At 68.9% G+C, this 24,468-nt stretch carries 24 protein-coding genes; 18 read left to right on the top strand and 6 right to left on the bottom strand.

Annotated features, from left to right (window positions below):
* Positions 1–10 precede the first annotated feature (10 nt).
* The 15 genes from ABZ342_RS13070 (at position 11) to nuoN (ending at position 17,505) form a co-directional block, all read left to right on the top strand.
* Complete coding sequence (locus ABZ342_RS13070) at positions 11–1,297, top strand: geranylgeranyl reductase family protein (protein ID WP_360472160.1); 1,287 nt, start codon at positions 11–13, stop codon at positions 1,295–1,297.
* 480 nt (positions 1,298–1,777) lie between these two features.
* Positions 1,778–2,197, top strand: coding sequence for an NADH-quinone oxidoreductase subunit A (locus tag ABZ342_RS13065; RefSeq protein ID WP_155548770.1), 420 nt, complete (start codon positions 1,778–1,780; stop codon positions 2,195–2,197).
* A 4-nt stretch (positions 2,198–2,201) separates the two neighbouring features.
* On the top strand, positions 2,202–2,750 hold the full coding sequence (locus tag ABZ342_RS13060; protein ID WP_155548771.1) for an NADH-quinone oxidoreductase subunit B: 549 nt from the start codon (positions 2,202–2,204) through the stop codon (positions 2,748–2,750).
* Between the two features lie 4 nt (positions 2,751–2,754).
* Positions 2,755–3,504 carry an NADH-quinone oxidoreductase subunit C gene (locus ABZ342_RS13055; RefSeq protein WP_360472156.1) on the top strand — a complete coding sequence of 250 codons (750 nt, stop codon included), beginning with the start codon at positions 2,755–2,757 and terminating at the stop codon, positions 3,502–3,504.
* The gene (locus ABZ342_RS13050; protein ID WP_155548773.1) at positions 3,501–4,832 is read left to right on the top strand and encodes an NADH-quinone oxidoreductase subunit D; all 1,332 of its coding nucleotides are present in this window, start codon (positions 3,501–3,503) and stop codon (positions 4,830–4,832) included. The genes ABZ342_RS13055 and ABZ342_RS13050 overlap by 4 nt, the downstream gene beginning before the upstream one ends.
* On the top strand, positions 4,829–5,686 hold the full coding sequence (gene nuoE, locus ABZ342_RS13045) for an NADH-quinone oxidoreductase subunit NuoE (protein ID WP_360472154.1): 858 nt from the start codon (positions 4,829–4,831) through the stop codon (positions 5,684–5,686). Before ABZ342_RS13050 ends, nuoE begins: the two co-directional genes overlap by 4 nt.
* Entirely contained in the window at positions 5,686–6,984 is a 1,299-nt protein-coding gene (gene nuoF, locus ABZ342_RS13040) for an NADH-quinone oxidoreductase subunit NuoF (protein ID WP_155548775.1), read from the top strand. Before nuoE ends, nuoF begins: the two co-directional genes overlap by 1 nt.
* Entirely contained in the window at positions 6,981–9,455 is a 2,475-nt protein-coding gene (locus ABZ342_RS13035; RefSeq protein ID WP_360472151.1) for an NADH-quinone oxidoreductase subunit G, read from the top strand. The genes nuoF and ABZ342_RS13035 overlap by 4 nt, the downstream gene beginning before the upstream one ends.
* On the top strand, positions 9,452–10,801 hold the full coding sequence (nuoH, locus tag ABZ342_RS13030; RefSeq protein ID WP_155548777.1) for an NADH-quinone oxidoreductase subunit NuoH: 1,350 nt from the start codon (positions 9,452–9,454) through the stop codon (positions 10,799–10,801). The genes ABZ342_RS13035 and nuoH overlap by 4 nt, the downstream gene beginning before the upstream one ends.
* Positions 10,788–11,312 (top strand): NADH-quinone oxidoreductase subunit NuoI, encoded by a 525-nt coding sequence (nuoI, locus tag ABZ342_RS13025; protein WP_086678351.1) that lies wholly within the window; start codon positions 10,788–10,790, stop codon positions 11,310–11,312. The genes nuoH and nuoI overlap by 14 nt, the downstream gene beginning before the upstream one ends.
* Positions 11,309–12,172, top strand: coding sequence for an NADH-quinone oxidoreductase subunit J (locus ABZ342_RS13020; protein WP_360472149.1), 864 nt, complete (start codon positions 11,309–11,311; stop codon positions 12,170–12,172). The genes nuoI and ABZ342_RS13020 overlap by 4 nt, the downstream gene beginning before the upstream one ends.
* Positions 12,169–12,468, top strand: a complete 300-nt coding sequence (gene nuoK, locus ABZ342_RS13015) for an NADH-quinone oxidoreductase subunit NuoK (protein WP_003081840.1) — start codon at positions 12,169–12,171, stop codon at positions 12,466–12,468. The genes ABZ342_RS13020 and nuoK overlap by 4 nt, the downstream gene beginning before the upstream one ends.
* Before the next feature lie 11 nt (positions 12,469–12,479).
* A complete protein-coding gene (gene nuoL / locus ABZ342_RS13010) occupies positions 12,480–14,381 on the top strand; it encodes an NADH-quinone oxidoreductase subunit L (protein ID WP_360472146.1) in 1,902 nt (633 codons plus the stop codon).
* Positions 14,381–15,931, top strand: a complete 1,551-nt coding sequence (locus ABZ342_RS13005) for an NADH-quinone oxidoreductase subunit M (protein WP_155548780.1) — start codon at positions 14,381–14,383, stop codon at positions 15,929–15,931. The genes nuoL and ABZ342_RS13005 overlap by 1 nt, the downstream gene beginning before the upstream one ends.
* A 2-nt stretch (positions 15,932–15,933) precedes the next feature.
* Entirely contained in the window at positions 15,934–17,505 is a 1,572-nt protein-coding gene (gene nuoN / locus ABZ342_RS13000; protein ID WP_360472143.1) for an NADH-quinone oxidoreductase subunit NuoN, read from the top strand.
* A gap of 31 nt (positions 17,506–17,536) precedes the next feature.
* Here nuoN and ABZ342_RS12995 read toward each other — a convergent pair whose 3' ends face one another.
* The 5 genes from ABZ342_RS12995 to ABZ342_RS12975 form a co-directional block, all read right to left on the bottom strand.
* A complete protein-coding gene (locus ABZ342_RS12995) occupies positions 17,537–18,229 on the bottom strand; it encodes an ESX secretion-associated protein EspG (protein ID WP_360472140.1) in 693 nt (230 codons plus the stop codon).
* 5 nt (positions 18,230–18,234) lie between these two features.
* Positions 18,235–19,494: a hypothetical protein gene (locus ABZ342_RS12990; RefSeq protein WP_360472138.1), complete on the bottom strand. Its 1,260-nt coding sequence runs from the start codon at positions 19,492–19,494 to the stop codon at positions 18,235–18,237.
* Complete coding sequence (locus tag ABZ342_RS12985; protein ID WP_360472135.1) at positions 19,494–20,120, bottom strand: DUF3558 domain-containing protein; 627 nt, start codon at positions 20,118–20,120, stop codon at positions 19,494–19,496. The genes ABZ342_RS12990 and ABZ342_RS12985 overlap by 1 nt, the downstream gene beginning before the upstream one ends.
* Positions 20,120–20,482, bottom strand: coding sequence for a hypothetical protein (locus tag ABZ342_RS12980; RefSeq protein WP_360472132.1), 363 nt, complete (start codon positions 20,480–20,482; stop codon positions 20,120–20,122). Before ABZ342_RS12980 ends, ABZ342_RS12985 begins: the two co-directional genes overlap by 1 nt.
* 207 nt (positions 20,483–20,689) lie before the next feature.
* Positions 20,690–21,334 (bottom strand): hypothetical protein, encoded by a 645-nt coding sequence (locus ABZ342_RS12975; RefSeq protein WP_360472129.1) that lies wholly within the window; start codon positions 21,332–21,334, stop codon positions 20,690–20,692.
* Positions 21,335–21,489: 155 nt separating this feature from the next.
* Between ABZ342_RS12975 and ABZ342_RS12970 the strand changes: the two genes are divergently transcribed.
* The 3 genes from ABZ342_RS12970 to ABZ342_RS12960 are packed head-to-tail and all read left to right on the top strand — an operon-like array spanning position 21,490 to position 24,049.
* Entirely contained in the window at positions 21,490–21,684 is a 195-nt protein-coding gene (locus tag ABZ342_RS12970) for a hypothetical protein (protein WP_360472126.1), read from the top strand.
* Positions 21,685–21,743: 59 nt separating this feature from the next.
* Positions 21,744–22,796, top strand: a complete 1,053-nt coding sequence (locus ABZ342_RS12965; protein WP_155549456.1) for a polyprenyl synthetase family protein — start codon at positions 21,744–21,746, stop codon at positions 22,794–22,796.
* Between the two features lie 17 nt (positions 22,797–22,813).
* Entirely contained in the window at positions 22,814–24,049 is a 1,236-nt protein-coding gene (locus ABZ342_RS12960) for a hypothetical protein (RefSeq protein WP_360472124.1), read from the top strand.
* A gap of 44 nt (positions 24,050–24,093) precedes the next feature.
* Here the strand turns inward: ABZ342_RS12960 and ABZ342_RS12955 are convergent, their stop codons facing one another.
* Complete coding sequence (locus ABZ342_RS12955) at positions 24,094–24,423, bottom strand: VOC family protein (protein ID WP_360472121.1); 330 nt, start codon at positions 24,421–24,423, stop codon at positions 24,094–24,096.
* Between the last annotated feature and the right edge of the window lie 45 nt (positions 24,424–24,468).

Here is a 24,468-nt window from a genome sequence, read left to right as displayed (position 1 = left end):
ACTCGCGTTCATGACGCGACGCACCGCAGACCAGGACGCCGAAGTCATCGTCGTCGGCGCCGGACCCGCTGGATCGACCGTGGCCACCTACCTGGCCCGCGCGGGCGTCGACGTCCTCCTGCTGGAGAAGACCGAGTTCCCCCGCGAGAAGGTCTGCGGGGACGGCCTGACCCCGCGCGGCGTCAAGCAGCTGATCGACCTGGGCATCGACACCAGCGAGGACGCGGGCTGGGTGCACAGCCGCGGCCTGCGGATCCTCACCGGCGACCTGACGCTGGAGCTCGACTGGCCGAACCTGACGAGCTACCCGCCGTACGGCGTTTCCCGCACCCGCCACGACTTCGACGACCTGCTCGCGAAGCTCGCGGTGAAGGCGGGCGCCCGGCTGTACGAGCGCACGACCGTCACCGGTGCGATCACCAGCGCGAGCGGGCGCGTGGTCGGCGTCGAGGCGAAGGTCGGCCCGGAACGGACGCCGGTCAACTACCGCGCGCCGCTGGTCCTGGCCTGCGACGGCGTGTCCGCGCGGCTCGCGCTGAGCGTCGGCATCCAGAAGAACGAGAAGCGCCCGATGGGCGTGGCGGTGCGCCAGTACTACAAGAGCCCGCGCCACGACGACCCGTTCATCGAGGGGCACCTCGAGCTGTGGGACAAGTCGGATCCGCGCGACCCGAAGCTGCTGCCGGGCTACGGCTGGGCGTTCCCGCTCGGCGACGGCACGGTGAACGTCGGCCTCGGCATGCTGTCGACGTCGGCGTCGTTCCGGAACACCGACTACCGCGCGCTGCTGCGCCAGTGGCTCGACGGGACGCCGGAGGAGTGGGGCTACCGCGAGGAGAACGCGATCGGCAAGGTCGGCGGCGCCGGGCTGCCGATGGGCTTCAACCGCACCCCGCACTACCGCGACGGCCTCCTGCTGCTGGGCGACGCGGGCGGCATGGTCAGCCCGTTCAACGGCGAAGGCATCTCGGCGGCGATGGAGTCCGCGCAGATCGCCGCGGAGGTCGTCGTGCAGGCGCTGGCCCGCCGCGAAGGGCCTTCGCGCGAGCGGGCGCTGGAGGCGTACCCGCGCGCGGTCGGCGAGCTGATGGGCGGCTACTACCAGCTGGGGAACGTGTTCGCGAAGATCATCGGCAAGCCGAAGATCATGCACGCGTGCACGAAGTACGGGCTGCGCATCAACAAGCTCCTGCCGCTGGTCTACAAGGGCCTGTCGGGCTGCTACGACGCCAAGGGCGGCGACGGCGTCGACCGCCTGATCTCGGCGCTGGCGAAGGTGACCCCCACCCCGCGCTGACCCGGATCCACGGGCCCCGGCACGACTTCCGTGCCGGGGCCTTCGCACGCGCGGACACACGAGTGGCCCAGCAAGTTGGCCGTGCGGCCAGTGGGATAGCTCACACGCTGACGTCCGGATTGTCCGGCCGCCAACCGATCTTGACCGGTCTTCGTGCAGGTCGTGCGCGCGTCGTCATCGGGCCGTGACAACGATGGCGGGAAAAGTTAGGCGACCCTTATAACACGGGGGCCTAGGGACAAGAGTGTGAGTCGCGTCCTAGACTCCCCCCATGCTTTGTGAATCCCTTCACATCCACGACGAGTGGCTTGTGAACTATTTCACAAGCGAGCTGTGTTTTCCCTCCCGGTCCAGCCACGGGCCGTAAGGAGACCCTGACCCTCGGCGGTGTGACCCAGGTCCCTTAGGGTGCCGACGAGGCCAAGCGGTTCCCCACCACAAGCACAACCGCATCGGCGCGGAAAGGATGGCGAAGACCCCGTGCTGACGTTGCTGACCCGAACCGACACGGTGCAGCTGGCGCAAGAGGCCCCGAGCCTGAAGCCCTACCTGCCCCTGGTCCTGTTGTTCGTGCTGGCGCTCGCGTTCGCCGTGTTGTCGGTGCTGCTGGGCCCGCTCGTCGGCCCCAGCCGCTACAACAAGGCCAAGCTCGAGGCCTACGAGTGCGGCATCGAACCGTCCCCGCAGCCGCTCGTCGGCGCCGGACGGATGCCGGTGGCCTACTACATCACCGCGATGCTGTTCATCCTGTTCGACATCGAGATGGTCTTCCTCTACCCGTTCGCCGTGCAGGCGGACGCGCTGGGCACGTTCGGCCTGGTGGAGATCCTGCTGTTCATCGCGACGGTCGGCTTCGCGTACGCCTACGTGTGGCGGCGCGGCGGCCTGGATTGGAACTAGACCCATGGGCCTCGAAGAGAAACTCCCCAACGGCATCCTGCTGGCCAGCCTCGAAGGTCTCGTCAACTGGTCGCGGAAGAACTCGATGTGGCCGGCCACCTTCGGGCTCGCCTGCTGCGCGATCGAGATGATGACCGTCGGCGGCTCCCGCTACGACATCGCCCGCTTCGGCATGGAGCGCTTCAGCGCGACGCCGCGGCAGGCCGACCTGATGATCGTCGCCGGCCGGGTCACGCAGAAGATGGCGCCGGTCCTGCGTCAGATCTACGACCAGATGGCCGAGCCCAAGTGGGTGCTCGCGATGGGCGTCTGCGCCTCCTCCGGCGGCATGTTCAACAACTACGCGGTCGTCCAGGGGGTCGACCACGTCGTGCCGGTCGACATGTACCTGCCCGGCTGCCCGCCGCGGCCGGAGATGCTGCTGGACGCGATCCTCAAGCTGCACGCCAAGATCCAGGACGAGCCGATCAACGCCCGCCGCGCCGCCATCCGCGCCGCCAGCGGGGCCCGCACCGAGCTCGTCGCGTCGTCGATCAAGTACGCGAAGAAGTAGAGCGATGACTGAAACCCCAGAGACCGGCGGCGAGCAGTCCAGCGCCGACCGTCCCGAAGGCGGCCTCGAGCCCCGGGGCACGCGCCCCGCCGAACCGGTCGTCACCGGCCGCGAACGCCAGGGCATGTTCGGCGTCCACGGCACCGGCGACACCTCCGGCTACGGCGGCGTCCGGCTCCCGGCCTACAGCCCCGCGCCGGCCGAGCGCCCGTACGGCGGCTGGTTCGACCAGTTCGCCGACGAGTTCTACGCCGCGCTGTCGGACAACAAGATCCCCGCCGAAGCGATCCTGCAGACGACGGTCGACCGCGGCGAGATCACCTTCTACGTCGACCGCGAGAAGCTGGCGGAGATCGCGAAGGTCCTGCGCGACGACGGCGGCCTGCGGTTCGAGCTGCTGTCCTCGGTGTCCGGCGTGGACTACGGCGTCGACGTCCCGCAGCGGCTGCACGCGGTCTACCACTTCACGTCGCTGACCTACCGCCGCCGGATCCGCCTCGAGGTCACCCTCGACGTCGAGGACGCGCACGTGCCGTCACTGGTCGGGATCTACCCGACCGCCGACTGGCAGGAGCGCGAAGCCTGGGACATGTTCGGCATCGTCTTCGACGGCCACCCCGCGCTGACCCGCATCCTCATGCCGGACGACTGGGACGGCCACCCCCAGCGCAAGGACTACCCGCTCGGCGGGATCCCGGTCGAATACAAGGGCGCGGAGATCCCGCCGCCGGACCAGCGGAGGTCGTACTCGTGACGATTAACGAAGACACCACCGAAGTTCCCGAGGCCGACAGCCGCGACACCACCGAAGGCCGCGTCTACTCGGTCTCCGGCGGCGACTGGGACGACGTCATCGCCGACGCGGCGCACGACGAGCGCATGGTCATCAACATGGGCCCGCAGCACCCGTCGACGCACGGCGTGCTCCGGCTCGTGCTGGAGATGGAAGGCGAGACCGTCACGCAGCTGCGGTCGGTCATCGGCTACCTCCACACCGGCATCGAGAAGAACTGCGAGTACCGGACCTGGACCCAGGGCGTCACCTTCGTGACGCGCATGGACTACCTGGCCCCGCTCTCGACGGAGATGGCGTACTGCCTCGGTGTCGAGAAGCTGCTGCAGATCGAGGCCCCGCGCCGCGCGCAGCTGCTGCGCGTGATGCTGCTGGAGATCAACCGCATCGGCTCGCACCTGGTCTACATCGCCACCGGCGGCATGGAGCTCGGCGCCACCACCGCGATGACGCTCGGCTTCCGCGAGCGCGAGATCGTGCTGCACCTGCTGGAGCACCTCACCGGCCTGCGCATGAACCACGCGTTCATCCGCCCCGGCGGCCTCGCGCAGGACATGCCCGAGGACTACCGCGAGAAGGTCACCGAATTCGTCAAGACGATGAAGGAACGCCTTCCGCTGTACGACAAGCTCTTCACCGGGCAGCCGATCTGGCGCAACCGGCTCAAGGGCGTCGGGTACCTGCCGGTCGACGCGTGCCTCGCGCTCGGCGTCACCGGCCCGGTGCTGCGGTCGGCGGGCCTCCCGTGGGACCTGCGCAAGACCGAGCCGTACTCCTGCTACGACGAGTTCGACTTCGACGTCCCGGTCGACAACGGCGCCGACTGCTGGTCGCGCTACCTGATCCGGGTGCACGAGATGCACGAGAGCCTCAAGATCATCGAGCAGTGCCTGGAGAAGCTCGAGCCGGGCCCGGTCATGGTCGAGGACAAGAAGGTCGCCTGGCCCGCGCAGCTGTCCATCGGCAGCGACGGCATGGGCAACTCGCTCGAGCACGTCAAGAAGATCATGGGCCAGTCGATGGAGTCCCTGATCCACCACTTCAAGCTGGTCACCGAGGGCTTCAAGGTGCCGGCCGGGCAGGTCTACACCTCGGTCGAGTCGCCGCGCGGCGAGCTGAGCGCGCACCTGGTCTCCGACGGCGGCACGCGGCCGCTGCGGGTCCACGTGCGCGAACCGAGCTTCGTGAACCTGCAGTCGATGCCCGCCATGGCCGAAGGCGGCCTGGTCGCGGACGTGATCGCCGCGATCGCCTCGATCGACCCCGTCATGGGGGGAGTGGACCGATGAGCACAGCTGTTCCCGAGCCGGGCCCCAACGACGCCGTGACGACGCACGCGGCGGCCGGCCCGGACACCGACGTGATCGCCATCGCGCCCGACCCCGCGGTCGCCGCCGGGATCATCGAAGACACCCCGCTCGAAGACATCTTCGACGAAGGTGTCGTGGCCAGGGCCCAGGACCTGATCGCGCGCTACCCGATGTCCCGCTCGGCGCTGCTGCCGATGCTGCACCTCGTGCAGTCGGTGCAGGGCTACGTCAGCCAGGAGGGCATCGCGTTCTGCGCGAAGCAGCTCGAGCTGTCCGACGCCGAGGTCAGCGCGGTCGCGACGTTCTACACGATGTACAAGCGCAAGCCGTGCGGCGAGCACCTCGTGAGCGTCTGCACCAACACGCTGTGCGCGGCCATGGGCGGCGACGCGATCTACAAGAAGCTCCAGACGCACCTCGGTTCCGAGGAGAAGCCGCTGGGGCACAACGAGACCGCGGGCACGCCGAACGAGCCGGGCTCGGTCACCCTCGAGCACGCCGAGTGCCTCGCGGCCTGCGACCTCGCGCCGGTCATCCAGGTCAACTACGAGTACTTCGACAACCAGACCGAGGACAAGGCCGTCGCGCTGGTCGACGCGCTGCGGGCGGGCAAGAAGCCGGCCCCGACGCGCGGGGCGCCGCTGTCCAGCTTCAAGGGCGCCGAACTGCAGCTCGCCGGGTTCTTCCCGGAGGACGAGCGCCAGTACCGCGCGGACGTCGACGGTCCTTCGCAGGCCGTCGAGACGCTGCGGGGCGCGAAGCTCGCGCAGGACCGCGGCTGGGTCGCCCCGGTGGCTTCCGATGTCCCCTTGCCGGAAGTGGAGAAGAAGTAATGGCAGATCCCATTACGCCGGTCCTCACGAAGCGCTGGCTGTCCCCGAACTCCTGGCAGATCGGGACGTACGAAGCACTCGAGGGCTACACCGCCGTCCGCAAGGCACTGGCCGGGACGCCGGAGCAGCTCGTCCAGGTGGTCAAGGACTCCGGCCTGCGCGGCCGCGGCGGCGCGGGCTTCCCGGCCGGCATCAAGTGGTCCTTCATGCCGCCGAACTTCGACAAGCCGCACTACCTGGTGATCAACGCTGACGAAGGCGAGCCGGGTACCTGCAAGGACATCCCGCTGATGATGGCGGACCCGCACTCGCTCATCGAGGGCTGCATCATCGCCTCGTACGCGATGCGCTCCAACCACTGCTTCATCTACGTCCGCGGCGAGGCGCTGCACTGCATCCGCCGCCTCAACGCGGCCGTGCGCGAAGCCGAAGCGGCGGGCTACCTGGGCGAGAACATCCTCGGCTCCGGTTTCGACCTCAAGATCACCGTCCACGCCGGCGCCGGCGCGTACATCTGCGGTGAGGAGACGGCGCTGCTCGACTCGCTGGAAGGCCGTCGTGGCCAGCCGCGGCTCAAGCCGCCGTTCCCCGCGGCCGCCGGGCTGTACGCCGCGCCGACCACGGTCAACAACGTCGAGACCATCGCGAGCGCGCCGTTCATCGTCAACGGCGGCTCCAGCTGGTTCCGCGAGATGGGCCGCGAGAAGTCGCCCGGCCCGAAGATCTACTCGATCTCCGGCCACGTCGAGAAGCCCGGCCAGTACGAGTGCCCGCTCGGCACCACGCTGCGCGAGCTGCTCGACATGGCGGGTGGCATGAAGGACGGCATCCCGCTCAAGTTCTGGACCCCGGGCGGCTCGTCCACCCCGATGTTCACCGCCGAGCACCTCGACGTTCCCCTGGACTTCGAAGGCGCGGCGGAAGCCGGGTCGATGCTGGGCACGACCGCCGTGCAGGTCTTCAACGAGACGGTGTCGGTGCCCTGGGCCGTGATGAAGTGGACGCAGTTCTACGAGCACGAGTCCTGCGGCAAGTGCACGCCGTGCCGCGAAGGCACGTACTGGCTGGCGCAGATCCTCGAGCGGATGGTCGAGGGCCACGGCACCGAAGAGGACATCGACACGCTCCTCGACGTCTGCGACAACATCCTCGGCCGGTCGTTCTGCGCCCTCGGTGACGGCGCGGTGTCGCCGATCCAGAGCGGCATCAAGTACTTCCGCGAGGAGTTCCTCGCGCTGTGCGAGAAGAACCGGCACGAACAGACCAAGCCCGAACTCGTGGGAGCGCAGGCATCATGACGATCGCGCCCGACAAGCCCGAAACGGCCGCGACGCCGGTCCCCGAAGGCCACGTCAAGCTGGTCATCGACGGCGAAGAGGTCATCGCCCCCAAGGGCGAGCTGATCATCCGCACGGCCGAGCGCCTCGGCACGGTCATCCCGCGGTTCTGCGACCACCCGCTCCTCGACCCGGCGGGCGCCTGCCGCCAGTGCCTGGTCGAGGTCGAGATGGGCGGCCGGCCGATGCCGAAGCCGCAGGCGTCCTGCACGATGACCGTCGCCGACGGCATGGTCGTCAAGACGCAGCTGACGTCGCCGGTCGCGGACAAGGCCCAGCAGGGTGTGATGGAGCTGCTGCTCATCAACCACCCGCTGGACTGCCCGATCTGCGACAAGGGCGGCGAGTGCCCGCTGCAGAACCAGGCGCTGGCCCACGGCCGCGCGGAGTCGCGGTTCGTCGACACCAAGCGGACGTTCCCGAAGCCGCTGCCGATCTCGACGCAGGTGCTGCTGGACCGCGAACGCTGCGTGCTCTGCCAGCGCTGCACCCGGTTCTCCCGCGAGATCGCCGGCGACCCGTTCATCGAGCTCCTCGAACGCGGCGCCCACCAGCAGATCGGCACCGCGGAGACGGCGGACGTCCTGGACCTGGCCTCCCGCACCACCAGCGGCCAGCCGTTCCAGAGCTACTTCTCCGGCAACGTCATCCAGATCTGCCCGGTCGGTGCCCTCACGAGCGCCGCCTACCGGTTCCGCTCCCGCCCGTTCGACCTGGTGTCCGCACCGAGCGTCTGCGAGCACTGCTCGTCCGGCTGCGCCGAGCGCACCGACTTCCGGCGCGGCAAGGTCCAGCGCAAGCTGGCCGGCGACGACCCCGAGGTCAACGAAGAGTGGATCTGCGACAAGGGCCGCTTCGCCTTCCGCTACACCGGCGCCGAGGACCGCATCCGGCGCCCGCTGGTCCGCAACCGCGAGACCGGTGAGCTGGAAGAGGCGTCCTGGACCGACGCGCTGCGCGCCGCCGCCGAGGGCCTCACCGCGGCCCGTTCCAACGGTGGCGTCGGCGTCCTGACCGGCGGCCGGCTGACCGTCGAGGACGCCTACGCGTACTCGAAGTTCGCCCGCGTCGCCCTGCAGACCAACGACGTCGACTTCCGCGCCCGCCCGCACTCGGCCGAGGAGCTGGCCTTCCTCACCTCGCACGTCGTGGGCGTGACGCCGGAGTCCGGCGTCACCTTCGGCGAGATCGAGCGGGCCCGCACGGTCCTGTGCGTGGCGTTCGAGCCCGAGGACGAGGCGCCGATCGTGTTCCTGCGGCTGCGCAAGGCGGCCCGCAAGAACCGCACCCGCGTCGTCCACTTGGGACAGTGGACGACCTCGTCGGTGCACAAGACGTTCGGCGAGCTGCTCGCCTGCGTCCCCGGGACCGAGCCCGCCGCCATCGACGGCATCGCCAAGCACGCGCCGGACCTCGACGAGGCCCTGCGCGGCGAGAACGCCGTCGTCCTGGTCGGCGAGCGCGCCGCCCAGGTGCCCGGCCTGTTCGCCGCGCTGCACGACCTGGTGGAGCGCACCGGCGTCCGGCTCGCGTGGATCCCGCGCCGCGCCGGCGACCGCGGCGCCCTCGCCACCGGCTGCGTGCCGACGCTGCTGCCGGGCGGGCACCGGGTGGGCGACGACGCGGCCCGCGTCGCCGTCGAAAACGCCTGGGGCGTCCCGATCCCGGCCGTGCCGGGCCGCGACACCACCGGCATCCTGCAGGCGGCTTCGGCCCGCGAGCTCGGCGGCCTGGTCGTCGGCGGCGTCGACCCGTTCGACCTGCCGGATCCGGACCTCGCGCTGCGCGCACTGGACAACGCCGGCTTCGTCGTCAGCCTCGAGCTCCGCCACAGCGCGGTGACCGAGCGCGCGGACGTCGTGCTCCCGGTGGCCGCGTCCGACGAGAAGGCGGGCAGCTACCTCAACTGGGAGGGCCGCACCCGCCCGTTCGACGTCACGCTCGAAGGCACCGGCGCCCTGCCGGACTGCCGCGTGCTCGACACCCTCGCCGTCGAGATGGACGCCGACCTGTTCACGCAGACGCCGGCCGCCTCCCGCGGCGACTTCGAGAAGCTCGGCCCGGCTTCGGCCCTGCGCTGGGGCAACGTCGAGGCCGAGACCGGAGGCGCCACGGCGGCTCCGCTCGCCGGTCAGGCGGTCCTGTCGAGCTGGCGCCAGCTGATCGACAACGGGTCGCTGCAGGACGGCGAGCCGCACCTGAAGGGCACCCAGCGCAAGCCGGTCGCGCGGCTGTCCGCGAAGACCGCCGAAGGGCTGGGCACGACCGTGAAGGTGAGCACCGAACGCGGTGCGATCACGCTGCCGCTGGAGATCGCGGACCTGCCCGACGGCGTCGTGTGGCTGCCGGGCAACTCCGACGGCTCCGCCGTGTTCAAGACGCTCGGTGCCGGGCACGGCGCCGTCGTGAACCTCGCTGGGGGTGAACAGTGACACCGTTGCTCACCGAGGTCGCCGTCGGGAGTGTGCCCGACGCCGCGACGCGGGCGGCGCTCCTGGCGGACGACCCGTTGTGGATGATCCTGCTGAAGTCCGTGGTCATCCTGCTGATCGGCCCGATCCTGACGATCCTGCTGATCGTCTGGGAGCGCAAGGCCGTCGGCCGGATGCAGAACCGGCCCGGCCCCAACCGCGTCGGCCCGAACGGCTACCTGCAGTCCCTGGCGGACGCGCTCAAGCTGCCGTTCAAGGAACAGATCATCCCGGACACGGCCGACCGCAAGGTGTACTTCCTCGCCCCGGTCATCTGCGTGGTGCCGCCGCTGATCGCGCTGGCGGCCATCCCGTTCGGCCCGGTGGTGTCGATCTTCGGTGAGCGGACCGTGCTGCAGCTGCTCGACCTGCCGGTCAGCGCGCTGGTGATCCTGGCCTGCTCCTCGATCGGCGTCTACGGCATCGTGCTCGCCGGCTGGGCCTCCGGCTCGCCGTACCCGCTGCTCGGCGGCATGCGTTCGGCCGCGCAGGTGATCTCGTACGAGATCGCGATGGGCCTGTCGATCGTCGCGGTCATCCTGCAGTCCGGCTCGCTGGACTTGGCCGACATCGTCGCCAAGCAGCAGCCGGCGTGGTTCCTCTACCTGATCCCGAGCTTCGTGATCTACCTGATCTCGATGGTCGGCGAGACCAACCGCGCCCCGTTCGACCTCCCCGAGGCCGAGTCGGAGCTGGTCGGCGGCTTCCACACCGAGTACAGCTCGATGAAGTTCGCGATGTTCTTCCTCGCCGAGTACGTCAACATGGTGATCGTGTCGGCGTTCGCGACGACGCTGTTCCTCGGCGGCTGGATGGCCCCGTGGCCGCTGTCGCTGATCGGGAACAACGTCCTCAACACCGGCTGGTGGCCGGTGCTGTGGTTCTTCGCGAAGATGTTCGTCCTGCTGTTCGGGTTCATCTGGCTGCGCGGCACGCTGCCCCGCCTGCGCTACGACCAGTTCATGCGCCTGGGCTGGAAGGTCCTGGTCCCGCTGAACCTGGTCTGGATCGTCATGGTGACCTTCGCGAAGGTCATCGCCTGGAACACCGCGTCGATCATCATCGCCGCGGTCGCCATCTTCATCGTCATCGCGCTCTTCTTCTACGTCCGCGCGTCGGGCCGCGAAGAGGAGAGCGAGACCATCCCGGTGACCGGCGGCGGTTTCCCGGTCCCGCCGCTGGACCTCAAGGTTCCGCAGACCACCCCGCGTCAGAAGGCTTTGGCCAAGGCCGAAGCCAAGGCGGCCCGCCGCAAGCCGGCGGCCGTCGGTACCGCAAAGGAAGGAGCGCAAGATGGGGTTTCTTGATCCCGTCAAGGGCTTCGGCGTCACCTTCGGGATGATGTTCAAGAAGGTCGCCACCGAGGAGTACCCCGAGGCCGGCGCCCCCGCCGCCCCGCGGTACCACGGGCGCCACCAGCTGAACCGCCACCCGGACGGCCTCGAGAAGTGCGTCGGCTGCGAGCTGTGCGCGTGGGCGTGCCCGGCGGACGCGATCTTCGTCGAGGGCGGTGACAACACCGAGGAAGCCCGGTTCTCCCCGGGCGAGCGGTACGGCGCGGACTACCAGATCAACTACCTGCGCTGCATCGGCTGCGGCCTCTGCATCGAGGCGTGCCCGACGCGGTCGCTGACGATGATCAACTTCTACGAGCTGGCCGACGACGACCGCCAGCGGCTGATCTACACGAAGGAAGACCTGCTCGCCCCGCTGCTGCCCGGCATGGAGCAGCCGCCGCACCCGATGCGGCTGGGCGAGAACGAGCAGGACTACTACGTGAACGGGCCCGAACTCGCACGCGGGGAGGGCGTCAAGTGATCGCCGCCCTCCTGGCCCAGGCCCCGACGGGCGCCGCGGCCGGCGTCTCGACCGGCGAGGCCATCGCGTTCTGGATCCTCGGCCCGCTTTCGCTGCTCGGCGGCCTCGGCATGATCTTCTCCCGCAACGCCGTCCACTCGGCGCTGTGGCTGGTGGTCACGATGCTGAGCCTGGGCGCGCTGTACATGATCCAGTCGGCGCCGTTCCTCGGCTTCACGCAGATCATCGTCTACACCGGCGCGATCATGATGCTGTTCCTGTTCGTGCTGATGCTGGTCGGCCGGGAAAGCTCGGACTCCGTCGTCGAAGTCCTCCGTGGACAGCGGCTGGCCGCGACGGTGCTCGGCATCGGCCTGGCGGCGCTGCTGGCCACCGGCATCTACCGGGCCTTGGAGAACGTCACGCCGGCCATCCCGCTCGACTCCGCCACCCCGGCGGGCGGCGGGCCGAAGGGCCTGGGCCGGCTGATCTTCACCGACTACCTGTTCCCGTTCGAGCTGACGTCGGCGCTGCTCATCACCGCCGCGATCGGCGCGATGGTGCTGGCCTTCACCGACCGGCACGCCAAGGGCGGCAAGCTCACGCAGAAGGAGCTCGTGCTGCTGCGCTTCCGCGGTGAGCACGACCGGCCCTCGCCGCTGCCCGGCCCGGGTGTCTTCGCCACGGCCAACTCCGTCGCGACGCCGGCGCTGCTGCCGGACGGCTCGATCGCCCCGGAGTCGCTCTCGGCGATCATCGAGTCCACCTCGGCGATCGAGCTGGCGAAGGAACGCAAGCTCGTCGCGGACGACGTCGAGCACCCGGACGCGCACGCGCTCGTCGGCTCGGACAGCTCGGAATCCGAAGGGGAGAAGGCATGACCCCGACGTACTACCTGCTGCTGTCGGCGCTGCTGTTCGCGCTCGGCGCGGTCGGCGTGCTGGTGCGGCGCAACGCGATCGTCGTGTTCATGTGCATCGAGCTGATGCTCAACGCCGTGAACCTGTCGCTGGTCACGTTCGCCCGGATCAACGGCGGGCTCGACGGCCAGATCATGGCGTTCTTCGTCATGGTCGTCGCGGCCGCCGAGGTCGTGGTCGGCCTGGCGATCATCATGGCCATCTTCCGCACCCGGCGCTCGGCCTCGGTCGACGACACCAACCTGCTGAAGTACTAGGAGACCCCCGAGTGACCGCATCATCGTGGCTGCTGGTGGCCTTTCCTGCCCTCGGCGCCCTGATCCTGCTCCTGGCGGGCAAGCGCGCGAAGGCGTGGGGGCATCTGCTCGGCTGTGCCACCGTCACGCTGGCCTTCGTCTACGGCCTGATCCTGTTCTTCACCGCGAACACGGGCACCACGACGGACACCAAGCTGTACTCGTGGATCCCGGCCGGCGCGCTGCAGATCGACTTCGGGCTCCGGATCGACGCGCTGTCGCTGACGTTCGTGCTGCTCATCACCGGCGTCGGCATGCTGATCCACTTCTACTCGATCGGTTACATGGCCGACGACGAAGGCCGGTACCGCTTCTTCGCGTACCTGAACCTCTTCGTCGCCTCGATGCTGATCCTGGTGCTGGGCAACAGCTTCGTGACGCTGTACCTCGGCTGGGAAGGCGTGGGTCTCGCGTCCTACCTGCTCATCGGCTGGTACCAGGGCCGCCCGTCCGCCGCGACCGCGGCGAAGAAGGCGTTCCTGATGAACCGCGTCGGCGACGTCGGGCTGGCGCTGGCGATCTTCATCATGTTCAAGTACGCGGGCTCGACCGGCTACGCGCAGGTCTTCCAGGCGGTCACCGACGGCAAGTTCTCGCCGGGCGCGATCACCGCGATGGCGATCCTGCTCCTGCTGGGCGCCTGCGGTAAGTCCGGCCAGTTCCCGCTGCAGGCGTGGCTCCCGGACGCGATGGAGGGCCCGACGCCGGTGTCGGCCCTGATCCACGCGGCGACGATGGTCACCGCGGGCGTCTACCTGGTGGCCCGCTCGAAGGACATCTTCAACGCCACCGAGGACGGCAGGCTGATCGTCACGCTGGTCGGCACGGTGACGCTGCTGCTCGGGTGCATCATCGGCTGCGCGTACGACGACATCAAGAAGGTCCTCGCGTACTCCACGGTCAGCCAGATCGGCTACATGATGCTCGCCGTCGGCCTCGGGCCGATCGCGTACGCGCTGGGCATCATGCACCTGGTCGCGCACGGCTTCTTCAAGGCCGGGCTGTTCCTCGGGGCCGGGTCGGTCATGCACGGCATGAACGACGAGGTCGACATGCGGAAGTTCGGCGGCCTCCGCAAGCACATGCCGATCACGTTCATCACGTTCGGCCTCGGCTACCTGGCCCTGATCGGCATCCCGCCGCTGTCGGGCTTCTTCACCAAGGACGCGATCATCGAAGCGGCGTTCAGCCAGGGCGGCTGGCGCGGCTGGGTGATGGGCGGCGCCGCGCTGCTGGGCGCCGGGCTCACCGCGTTCTACATGACGCGCCTGATGGTGATGACGTTCTTCGGCAAGGAGCGCTGGAAGGACATCAAGTCCAGCGACGGCCGCGACTTCCACCCGCACGAGTCCAAGGCGGTCATGTGGATCCCGATGGCGGTGCTGGCGGTCGGTTCGGTCGGCGCCGGCGCGTTCTTCGCCCTAGGTGACCGCTTCGCCCACTGGCTGACCCCCTCGGTCGGCGAGCTGGAGGAAGCGCACAACTCGCCGTTGAGCGCCGGGGTGATCTCCATCGCGGCGATCGTGTTCTCCGTGCTGGGCGTGCTGATCGCGTACCTGATCTTCCGCCGCGACGTCCCGGTCGAGCGGCCCGAGCGGGTCTCGTTCGTCACCCGCGCGGCTCGCAAGGACCTCTACGGCAACGCCCTCAACGAGACGCTGGTCGCCCGTCCGGGCACCTGGCTCGCGCGGGCGCTGGTGTTCGTCGACAACCGCGGCGTCGACGGCGCGGTCAACGGCCTGGCCGCCTCCCTCGGCGGCGGCTCCGGCCGGCTGAGGCGGCTCCAGACCGGGTTCGTCCGGTCCTACGCGCTTTCCATGCTGGGCGGCGCGTTCCTGCTTCTGGCGGCTCTCCTGCTGGTGAGGTTCTCCTGATGACCTGGTTGCTGATCCTCATCCTGGTGCCGCTCGCCGGCTCCCTGGTGCTGGCGTTCCTCAAGGGGAACGACCGCGCCGCGGTGCTGGCCGCGCTCGCCTTCTCGATCCTCGAGTTCCTGCTGATCATCCCGTTCTGGCTCAGCTACTCGCCCTCGGGCGCGCGGCTGCAGATGACGTCGAGCTTCGACTGGATCCCGAGCTTCGGGGTGCACATCGCGTTCGGCACCGACGGCATCTCGCTGATCATGATCGCGGTGATCGCCCTGCTGGTGCCGATCGTCGTCGGCGGCCTCGGCACGCTGGACAAGCTGCCGGCGGGCCGCAGCGCGGGCGGGTTCCTCTCGCTGATCCTGCTGCAGGAAGCGCTCACGATCGGCGTGTTCGCCGCGACCGACGTCTTCCTGTTCTACGTGCTGTTCGAGATCATGCTGATCCCGATGTACTTCCTGATCGGCGGCTACGGCGGCGCGAACCGGCAGTACGCGGCCGTGAAGTTCTTCCTCTACTCGTTCCTCGGCGGCCTGATCATGCTGGCCTCGGCGATCGGGGCGTACTCGCTCGCGAAGGACAAGCTCGGGCACGGCACGTTCGACTGGGCCACGCTGGTGACGGTCGTCCGCGACGCGCCGCTGTCCACCCAGATCTGGCTGTTCCTCGGGTTCTTCCTGGCGTTCGCGATCAAGGCGCCGCTGGTGCCGTTCCACACCTGGCTGCCGGACGCGGCGGGGGAGGCGCCGATCGGCGTCGCCGTCCTGCTGGTCGGCGTGCTGGACAAGGTCGGCACGTTCGGGTTCCTGCGCTACTGCCTGCCGATGTTCCCGGACGCGAGCAAGACCCTGGCGCCGCTGGTGCTGGTGCTTTCGGTGATCGGTGTCCTCTACGGATCGATCCTCGCCGCGGGCCAGCGGGACATGAAGCGGTTCATCGCCTACGTCTCGATCGCGCACTTCGGCTTCATCTCGCTCGGCATCTTCGCGTTCAACGAGCAGGCGATGGTCGGCTCGGCGACGTACATGCTGAACCACAGCATCGCGACCGGCATGCTGATCGTGGTGATCGGCCTGGTCGTCGCGCGCGGCGGGTCGACTCGCATTTCGGACTACGGCGGCATGGCCAAGGTGACGCCGTTGCTGGCGGGCCTGTTCCTGCTGGCCGGGCTGTCGACGCTTTCGCTGCCGGGCACCAACTCGTTCGTCTCCGAGTTCCTGGTGCTGATCGGGGCGTTCGTCGACCAGCCGGTGTACACGATCCTCGCGACGGTGGGCATGGTCCTCGCCGCGGCGTACGTCCTGTGGCTCTACCAGCGCGTCATGCAGGGCCCGGTCCGCGGTGACGCTCTCGTGGGCGTCGGCGGCGGGCCTGGCACCGCCATCGCGCCGGAGCTGGGTGCGAAGAAGGCCATCCGCGACCTGAACGGCCGCGAGATCGCGATCCTGGCGCCGCTGGTCGTGCTGGTCCTCTTCCTCGGCTTCTACCCGAAGCCGGTGCTCGACACAGTCACCCCGACGGTGCAGCAGACGCTGTCCGCGGTCCAGGGAGGCAAGTAACCGTGCTCGACATCCTCCTGACCCAGGCACCGGAGCCGGCGATCGTGACGCCGTCGGTGGACTACCCGGCGGTCCTGCCGATGCTGATCATCTTCGGCGCGGCGTGCCTCAGCGTGCTGGTCGAGGCGTTCGCCTCGAAGCGCTCGCGGTTCGGCCTGCAGGTCGGGCTGAGCCTGCTGGCGATCGTCGTGGCCGGCGTCAGCCTGATCCTCTATGCCACGGGTGACGCGCCCGCGGGCGGCGTCAAGACGTTCAGCGGCGCGATCTCGATCGACAAGCCGGCGCTGTTCCTCTGGGGCACGCTGCTCGCCCTGGCGGTCGGCGCGGTGCTGCTGATCTCCGACCGCGTGGTCGAGCCGGGCGGCGCGCTGGTCGCGCAGGCCGGCATCCGCCCGGGCACGGTTCAGGACCGCGCCCAGACGGCGACGGTCATGCAGACCGAGGTCTTCCCGCTGACGCTGTTCGCGCTCGGCGGCATGATGGCGTTCTGCGCGTCGAACGACCTGCTGACGATGTTCATCGCGCTGGAAGTGCTTTCGCTGCCGCTGTACCTGATGTGTGGCCTCGCACGGCGGCGGCGTTTGCTGTCGCAGGAGTCGGCGGTCAAGTACTTCCTGCTCGGCGCGTTCTCCTCGGCGTTCTTCCTCTACGGGCTGGCGCTGCTGTACGGCTACGCGAACTCCGTGAAGCTGGCGGACATCGCGGCCGCGGCGGCGGGCTCGGACCGGTCGGACACGCTGCTGTTCGCGGGCCTCGGCCTGCTGGTGGTCGGCTTGCTGTTCAAGGGTTCGGTCGGCCCGTTCCACACCTGGACCCCGGACGTGTACCAGGGAGCCCCGACGCCGGTGACGGCGTTCATGGCGGCGTGCACGAAGGTCGCGGCGTTCGGCGGGATCCTGCGGGTGCTGTCGGTGGCGTTCGGCTCGACCAGCTGGGAGTGGCGCGGCGTCCTCTGGGGCGTGGCGATCATCTCGATGGTGATCGGCGCGGTGCTGGGCCTGACCCAGACGGACGTCAAGCGCATGATCGCGTACTCGTCGATCGCCCACGCGGGCTTCCTGCTCATCGGCGCGATCGCGATGACCCGCGACGGCCTGTCGAGCACGCTGTTCTACCTGCTGGCGTACGGCTTCACGACGCTGGCGGCGTTCGGCGTGATCAGCCTGGTCCGCGATTCCTCGGGCGAGGCGACGCACCTCTCGGCGTGGGCCGGGCTGGCGAAGCGGTCACCCTTGCTGGCGGGCGTCTTCACGTTCTTGCTCTTGGCTTTGGCGGGCATTCCGTTGACATCGGGCTTCGTCGGCAAGTTCGTGGTGTTCTCGGCGGCACTGTCGGACGGAATGGCCCCCCTGGTCGTGGTGGCGCTGGTGTTCAGCGCGGTGGCGGCGTTCTTCTACCTGAGGGTGATCGTCCTGATGTACTTCTCCGAGCCGGCGCCCGACGGCCCCTCGGTATCGGTCCCGGGCTTCGGCACGGGAACGGCGATCTTCCTGGGCACGGCGGTGACGCTGATCCTGGGCCTGGTCCCGGCCTTCGCCCTCGGCTGGGCCGGCGCGGGCGGGTTCGCTTCCTGAGCTGTGTTTCGTTTCCGGGCCGCCACTCTCGCTACGCGGGAGTGGCGGCCTTCAGTTTGTGGCTCAGTTGCTTCGGTTCGCCGGGCAGGACGCTGATGTAGCCGTCGGCGAGGGAGATCCCGACGCGCCCGGCGTCGAGATCGAGGTAGTGGACCGTCGTGGTTCCGGCGTAGAGCTGCCCGAGGCCGAAGTGGGGCTGCTGGAAGAAGGCATCGAGTTCCTGCGCCTCCCGGCTCCGGGCGGGGGCGTCGTCGAAGATGTCGCTTTCTTCGTGCGGTTGAAAGTCCTTTTGCGGAAGCGAGAAGGGCTTGATCGGCGCGGGTCGGCACGGTGGCAGTCGTGCGACGAGGGCGTCGGCGGGGTGGGTATCGGGGGAGACCTCGCTGAGTTCGACGATCTCGCCCCGGCAGACAACACTGACGGCGGAGCGGTTCAGCGCGGCGACGAGGATGCCGATCTGGCCTTCGGTGTCGCGGGCGTAGGCGAAGAACTCTCGTGCCGGGTCGTCGATGATGCGGAGGACGTCTTCGAATTCAGGGGTGTAGCCGTCGCCCTGGGTGAAGCCGTGGTGGCTGAGTTCTTCGAAGGCTTCGCGATTCACCCCGCGTTCGGCGCTGGGCGGGACGTACCGGAGTCCTTGGGCGAAGACCGGGTGCGGGTCGCCGCCGCCGGCGTTGCGCAGGGCGGTGAGCAGGGTGGTCAGCGTGAGTTCGGCTTTGAGCATGGTGTCTAGTTCTTGGGCCGGTGCTCGCCGATTACCGGAGGCATCGGCTTTTCGGTGAAGCCGCCGAAGGTTTCGTCGGGGTCGGCGTTGCGGAGGTAGGCGGCGGTTTTCTTTTCTTTGTCTTCGTCTTTGCGCCCGCCGGCGGGGGTGGTCATGGGCATGCCGTTGGCGCCTCGTTGCCCGGTGGCTCCGCGGGGTGGCGCCGAGTTGGGGAGGCGTTCTTCCGGGAGCCGGGCACCGGTGTTCGGTCCGGGGCCACGCATGCCTGTGCCCGGGCTTGTCCCTGTGCCCGATCCGGTGCCTGGCCCAGTACCTGACCCTCCGCCTGGCCGGTAGCCGGTGCTCGTGCCGCTTCCGTAGCCGCCGGTGCCGGGCCCGAATCCGCCGCCGGTGTAGCCACCGGTGCCAGGTCCGAAGGTGTTCCCGCCGAGGTTGCCGCCGTTGCTCCCGGGCTGCCCGGTGGGCCCGAACTGATACCCACCCTGAGCGGCGACGGGCTTGGGGACGTAGCTGTCGGCGTGGGTGCCGTCCGGGTCGTGGCTGCCGGGCAGCCGGACGTTCTGGTTTTGCGTCTGGTTCTGGACTTGGTTTTGCACCTGGTTGCGAACCTGGTTCTGTCCGGGTTGGACGGTCTGCCGGTTCTGCTGCGCGGGGACTTGCGGCTGCCGCGGGTTTCGAGCCCACTCACCGGTATCGGTGGGGCCGGCCTTGCGCTGGGTGTCCTCGGTCATCCCGATGGGGGAACCGGAGTTCGAGAGCTGCGCGTACCGGGCGGGCATCTGCTCACCATTGGTGCCACTGGCGGAGTGATAGGCACCGAAGGCATCGATGTTGGCCTGGCTGTCGGCTTGCCAGCCGGCGACTTTGGTTTTGTAGGAGCCAATGCCGTCTCCGTTGACGGCGTGAAGGACATCCACCGCGGTGATCTCGGGAGGTTGAGCGGAAACGGGCTTGACGGAGTTCTTGGCGGTCCCGAAGGCATCCATCTGAGCACCTAGGGCAGTCCGAGCAGTCTCAAGATGAACAGCATCATCAGCGGCGGCTTGAACGAGAGGAAGAGTGGCATCAGCGGCAGATTGCCCCGCGTCACCCTGCCACCCCGACATGGTCTTGGCGCGCAGAGAGTTGATCCGCTGAGCCCGCTCGATCATCCGATTGGTCAGGTGGGTGGCGCTGTCATGAGCATCTCCCAGCGAGCGAATACCTTCGCCGCCGGTGATCTGCTCGTAGATTTGGGCTGCCGTCAGTGGGCCTTCGGTGGCCATCAGTTCGCTCCACGGAGGTTGCCGAGCATCTGTGAAGCGATGTCATGAGCTGCCTCACAGGGGTCTTTCTTGCCGATATTGCCCTCAGATTGTGAAACATGGATGTCCACAACCTGCGTGTCGCTCACTCCCAGGGCAACAGCGCACCGGCCGCGGGTCGTTCGCTCGTCGTTCACGCCGTACGCCACAATCGGGAAACCATCGATGGCTGTCAGGGGTTGGAAAAACTGGTACTGCTTGCCCTGTGCCGCATAGACGCTGGTCAGGCCAAGTTGGTCCGCTCCCGTGAAGATGACCGCTATGCCGGCCTGGGATACGTCAGGTGAGTCCCAAGCGCAACTGGGTCCGGCAGGTGCTTGCAAGTCGGATTTCCCGGATACTCCGGATCCCAGTAGGCCCGCGACTTGGTTGGCGTTCAGCGCATTGCACGGGTTCTGCTTGAATCTTGTGATATCGATCGGACTTGGGACCTTGGGGACCCCCGGACCGGGCACGTTGCTTCCAGTCTCAGATGAGGTGTTCGTGCTCGCTGTACCGCCTGCAGGTGACGGGGTACCCGGATTCGTGGTCGAGCAGGCCGCAAGGGCGAGTAGCAATGCGCTGAGTACGAGGATGGTGCCGCGCATCAGAGACTGCCTCCGGTCTGCTTGATTTCGGCGGCCTGGTCGTCCTCGGCACGTGCGTACTTTCCCAGAGCAGCCTTGAACTTGGCAGCCATACTCCGGCAGTAGTCTTCGCGCTGGCTGAGTGTCTGGATCAGCGCATTCCCCGAAAGCTGGATTCTTTCGGCATTACCGCCGCTCGCGTACTCGGCACCAGGACCCTGGGTACGCGCGAGGACGATCGCGTGCTCCTGATCGAGCTTGAACTCGTTGGCCAAGTCGTTCCACTCGTGCATCAACTCACGAAGTGTCGCCTCGTCGTAGCTGAACCCCGCACCGCCGGCCCCGCCCCCATAAGACCCAGCCTCACGCACCACCGGACCCACCGGTACCCCCGGCCCACCCCGCGGGTCGTAAATCGGTCCCTCAGGCATCCCTCAACCCCGTCGTCATCAGCTCTCCCCTAGCTTGCAGTGTGCTTCACCCCGCGCACCCTGCGTATCCGACGGCCAGCAGACTACCAGGGTTCCCCCACCCCGAAAGCCGGGAAAGAAACGGGGGCCGCATACCGGCTGCGGCCCCCGAAATCGCTGTTACGGCGTCGGTGAACAGGATGTGTGGCCCAGCACCACCTGGCCGCTGATTCCCGACGCCGGGAGGAAGTCGATCCGCAGCATCGTCAGTCCGATGCTGCCGTCGCCCGGGAGGTTCTGGATGTTGAACACCGCGTTCGCCAGCACCGTTCCGTTGGACTTCTTGATCGGCGTCGTGTAGCCCACCGGGACCGGGCTCGGCGGGTTCGTGATGCCCGACATCCCGCCGTAGCTCCAGTTCGCGTTCGTCTGCGTCTGGGTTGCCGTGCACGTCACCGTGTACGTCGCCAGCTTGATCCGCGGCCCGCCCGCGCTCACCAGGGCCGACAGCTCGAACGCCTTGCCCGTCGCCGTGGACTTGGTCGAGGTCGCGTCCGTTTCCGGGTCCGTCACCGTTGTCGTGCAGGACGAGGTGCCGCCGCCGAAGACGATGCCCGTCTTCGTCACCTTCTGGGCCGTTGCGCTCGTCGGGCCGTCGATCGAGCACTTGCCCTGGACCGGCACCTTGATCGCCGTGTCGCCCTTGGTGAAGTCGGCCGAGCCGATCTGGGCGACGCCCGGTTGGGGCGCGGCCTGGGCGGGTGCGGCCAGGGCCAACCCGGCCAAGATCACTGTGCCGGTGAGTGCGCCGATGGTGTTGCGCATGTCGCGTCCTCCTTGACGATCGGGGAGAGCGACGCTCTTCCTCGAAGCTGAATATCCGCCCGCCGGAGACGTCCGTTGCGCCTGAAACCGCTGATCACCCCTTCGTGGATCATGAACCACCCTTCGGATAATCCCGTCGGTATCCGGATACACCCTTGTATCTCGATGCGCAGGCCGACGACCTCGACGGACAGTCCTTCAACCCGGAAGGCACACTCACCTACCGTCACCACCTCGGCGGCTTCAGCTTCCGTGTCGCCGTCGCTCCGGGTGACGACGGCACTCGGCGCCGAGGTGTCATGTTCGTCACCGTTTCCGCAGGACAGCGGGTAAACGGCGGCGCGGGGTAGCCACTACGCTCAAGGCGATAACCCGACCGGTGCACGAGTAGAGCGGAGCCGACGTGTCTGTGCCTTCCCCAGCCCCCGGGGCGGGATCCCTCCCCGCTGCGCCGGGTGGCGCCCTCGAGGACCTGCGCGCGTCGGTCGGCCTGCAGATCGCCGACGAGACCCTGCTGCGCACGATCGCCACCGGGCTGGCCGACGTCGAGAAGCTGTTGCGCGAGGTCGTCCGCAGTGACGTCCAGGCCGTCAACGACGCCGCGTTGCACCTGGTCGAGGCGGGGGGCAAACGCTTCCGTCCGCTGTTCACCCTGCTGTCCGCGCAGTTCGGTCCGAAGCAGGACGACCACGTCGTGATCGCCGCCGCCGCGGTCGAGCTGGTGCACCTCGCCACGCTCTACCACGACGACGTCATGGACGAGGCGGACATGCGCCGCGGCGCCGAGAGCGTCAACTCGCGCTGGGACAACACCATCGCCATCCTCACCGGCGACTTCCTCTTCGCCCACGCCTCCCGCCTGGTCGCCGACCTGGGCACGGACGCGGCGCGGATCATCGCGGAGACCTTCGGCGAGCTGGTCACCGGCCAGATGCGCGAGACCGTCGGCCCCGGACCGGGTGACGACGCCGTCGCGCACTACCTCACCGTGATCGGGCAGAAGACCGGCTCGCTGATCGCCACTTCCGGCCGGTTCGGCGGGATGATGTCCGGCGCCGCCGACGAGCACATCGGCGCGCTCCGGCGCTTCGGCGACATCATCGGCGCCGCGTTCCAGATCTCCGACGACATCATCGACATCGCGTCGCCGTCCGACGAGCTCGGCAAGGCGCAGGGCACCGACCTGCGCGAAGGCGTCCGGACGCTGCCCATGCTGTACGCGCTGGCCGACCCGGGCACGGACCCGCGGCTCATCGAGCTGCTGTCGGGCCCGATCGCCGACGACGCCGTCGTCCAGGAAGCCCTGGAGCTGCTCCGGGCGAGTAGCGGACTCGATCGAGCACGTGTCACCCTTTCCGACTACGCTCAGCGCGCGCGAGCCGAGCTTGCCGCGTTGCCCGCGTCACCCGCCCGGGACGCGTGCGAGTCGGTCGCCGACTACCTGGTCGCGCGCACGCACTAAACAGGGGCAGGAAAGAGATGTCCATTTTCGGACAGGTTTGGCTGTGGAGTCTCGCGGCGTTCTTCGTCGGGGTGCTGCTCACCTGGCTGGTGCTGGTGCTGCCGCTCCGCAGGAGCGTTCGCAAGCTGGAGAGTTCGCTGGCGCAGGCCCACGCCGACGCCGCGCGCACGCCCGCGAACGCCGCCGGGCTGGCCGCGCCGGGCACCGAGGTCTTCCGGCCGGAGCCGCGGCCCGAGCCGCGCCCGGAGCCGGAGCCCGTGCGGCAGGAGACCTCCTACCCGGGGACGCTCGTCGCCCCGGCGCCGTACAACCGTGACGACGTCCACGACGACATCGACGCGGACTTCGCCGAGCTGGACTCGCAGGTCCCGCCGGGCAGCCACCCGGACCCGGACGACGCCTTCCGGCCGGAGCCGGACCTCGAGCGCGAGGACGACGCCGCGTACCGGGCCTCGGAGACCCAGGTCATGGCCCCGGTCGCCGACCCGGAGGCCGAGGACCCGTACCGCGCCGCCGCCACCGAGTACCTGGCGCCCGAAGACGAACTCGAGCCCGTGACGCCGGCGCTCTCCCGGCTGGAGCAGCCGCTCGACCCGGAGCCCGCCGCCGGATCGCTGTTCCAGCCCCCGGGCGAGGACGCGCCGGCGCCGGACTGGTTCGACCACGAGCCGCCGTCGGAGCGCTCGGCGTTCGAGGAGCCGATGGAGCGCACGCGCTACCTGTCGGTCGGCGGCGACCAGGTCGACGAGGACGAGCCGGAGGAGGCGCCGCAGTACGCGTTCGCCGGCGACGACGGCGACCCGGACGTGCCGCCGGAGACCCCGGCCGAGGCGACGCAGGTGCTGCCGAAGCGGCAGCCCCGGGAGGCGCTGCGCGGCGGATTCGAGACGCCGCAACCGATCCAGCCGTCGATGCGCACCGTCGAGCGGCGCGAGACCGACCACTCCGGCGGGCACAGCGGTTCGCTGTTCGAGCCGTCGGTGCAGCCCAACCAGGCCGCCCTCGCGGCACCGGAGCCCCCGCCCGCGCGGCAGCAGCCCGCCGACGCGGTCCCGCCCGGCCCGTTCGGCCCTGGTTCGGCGATGCCGCGGCCCGGTGGCGGCCGGCCGGGTGACGGGTTCGAGGTGAAGGCGAGCGTGACGGCGTTGCGGTACTGCACCGACGAATCGGCGCAGTTCCCGAAGATGGTGGCCGAGGTGTGGTTCCGGACCGCCGAGGACGCCGAGCGGGTCGGGTTCCGGCCGCTCAGCTGAGTTTTCCGTGACGAAGGGCCGCCTCCGGGCGGCCCTTCGTCGTTTCAGGCCGCCTGGAACAGGACCAGGGCCGCGCCGCCGGGATCGGTGACGACGACCAGGGAGCCGACCGGGAGGTCGGTGCGCTCGCGCACGACCTTTCCGCCCAGTGCCACGGCTTTCGCCGCCGCGGAGTCCACATCGGACACCGGCGCGTAGGGCAGCCACTGCGGCGCGCGGTCGTCGCCGGCAGCCAGCTCGGTCAGGCCGCCCCACGGCGCACCGCCGTCGGTCAGCAGGGCACCGGACGTCTGCCAGCCGAGCAACTCGCCGAAGAACCGCTTGGTGCCGTCCACATCGGACGTCCGGACGTCGAAGAATACGAAAGGTCGCATGACCCAAAACTTAGGACACGTGTCCTAAGTCTGGCAACCCCCGAA

This window comes from Amycolatopsis sp. NPDC005961 (genome assembly GCF_040629235.1).
GTDB classification, from domain to species: domain Bacteria; phylum Actinomycetota; class Actinomycetes; order Mycobacteriales; family Pseudonocardiaceae; genus Amycolatopsis; species Amycolatopsis camponoti.
This window is presented reverse-complemented; position numbering and strand designations above follow the sequence as displayed.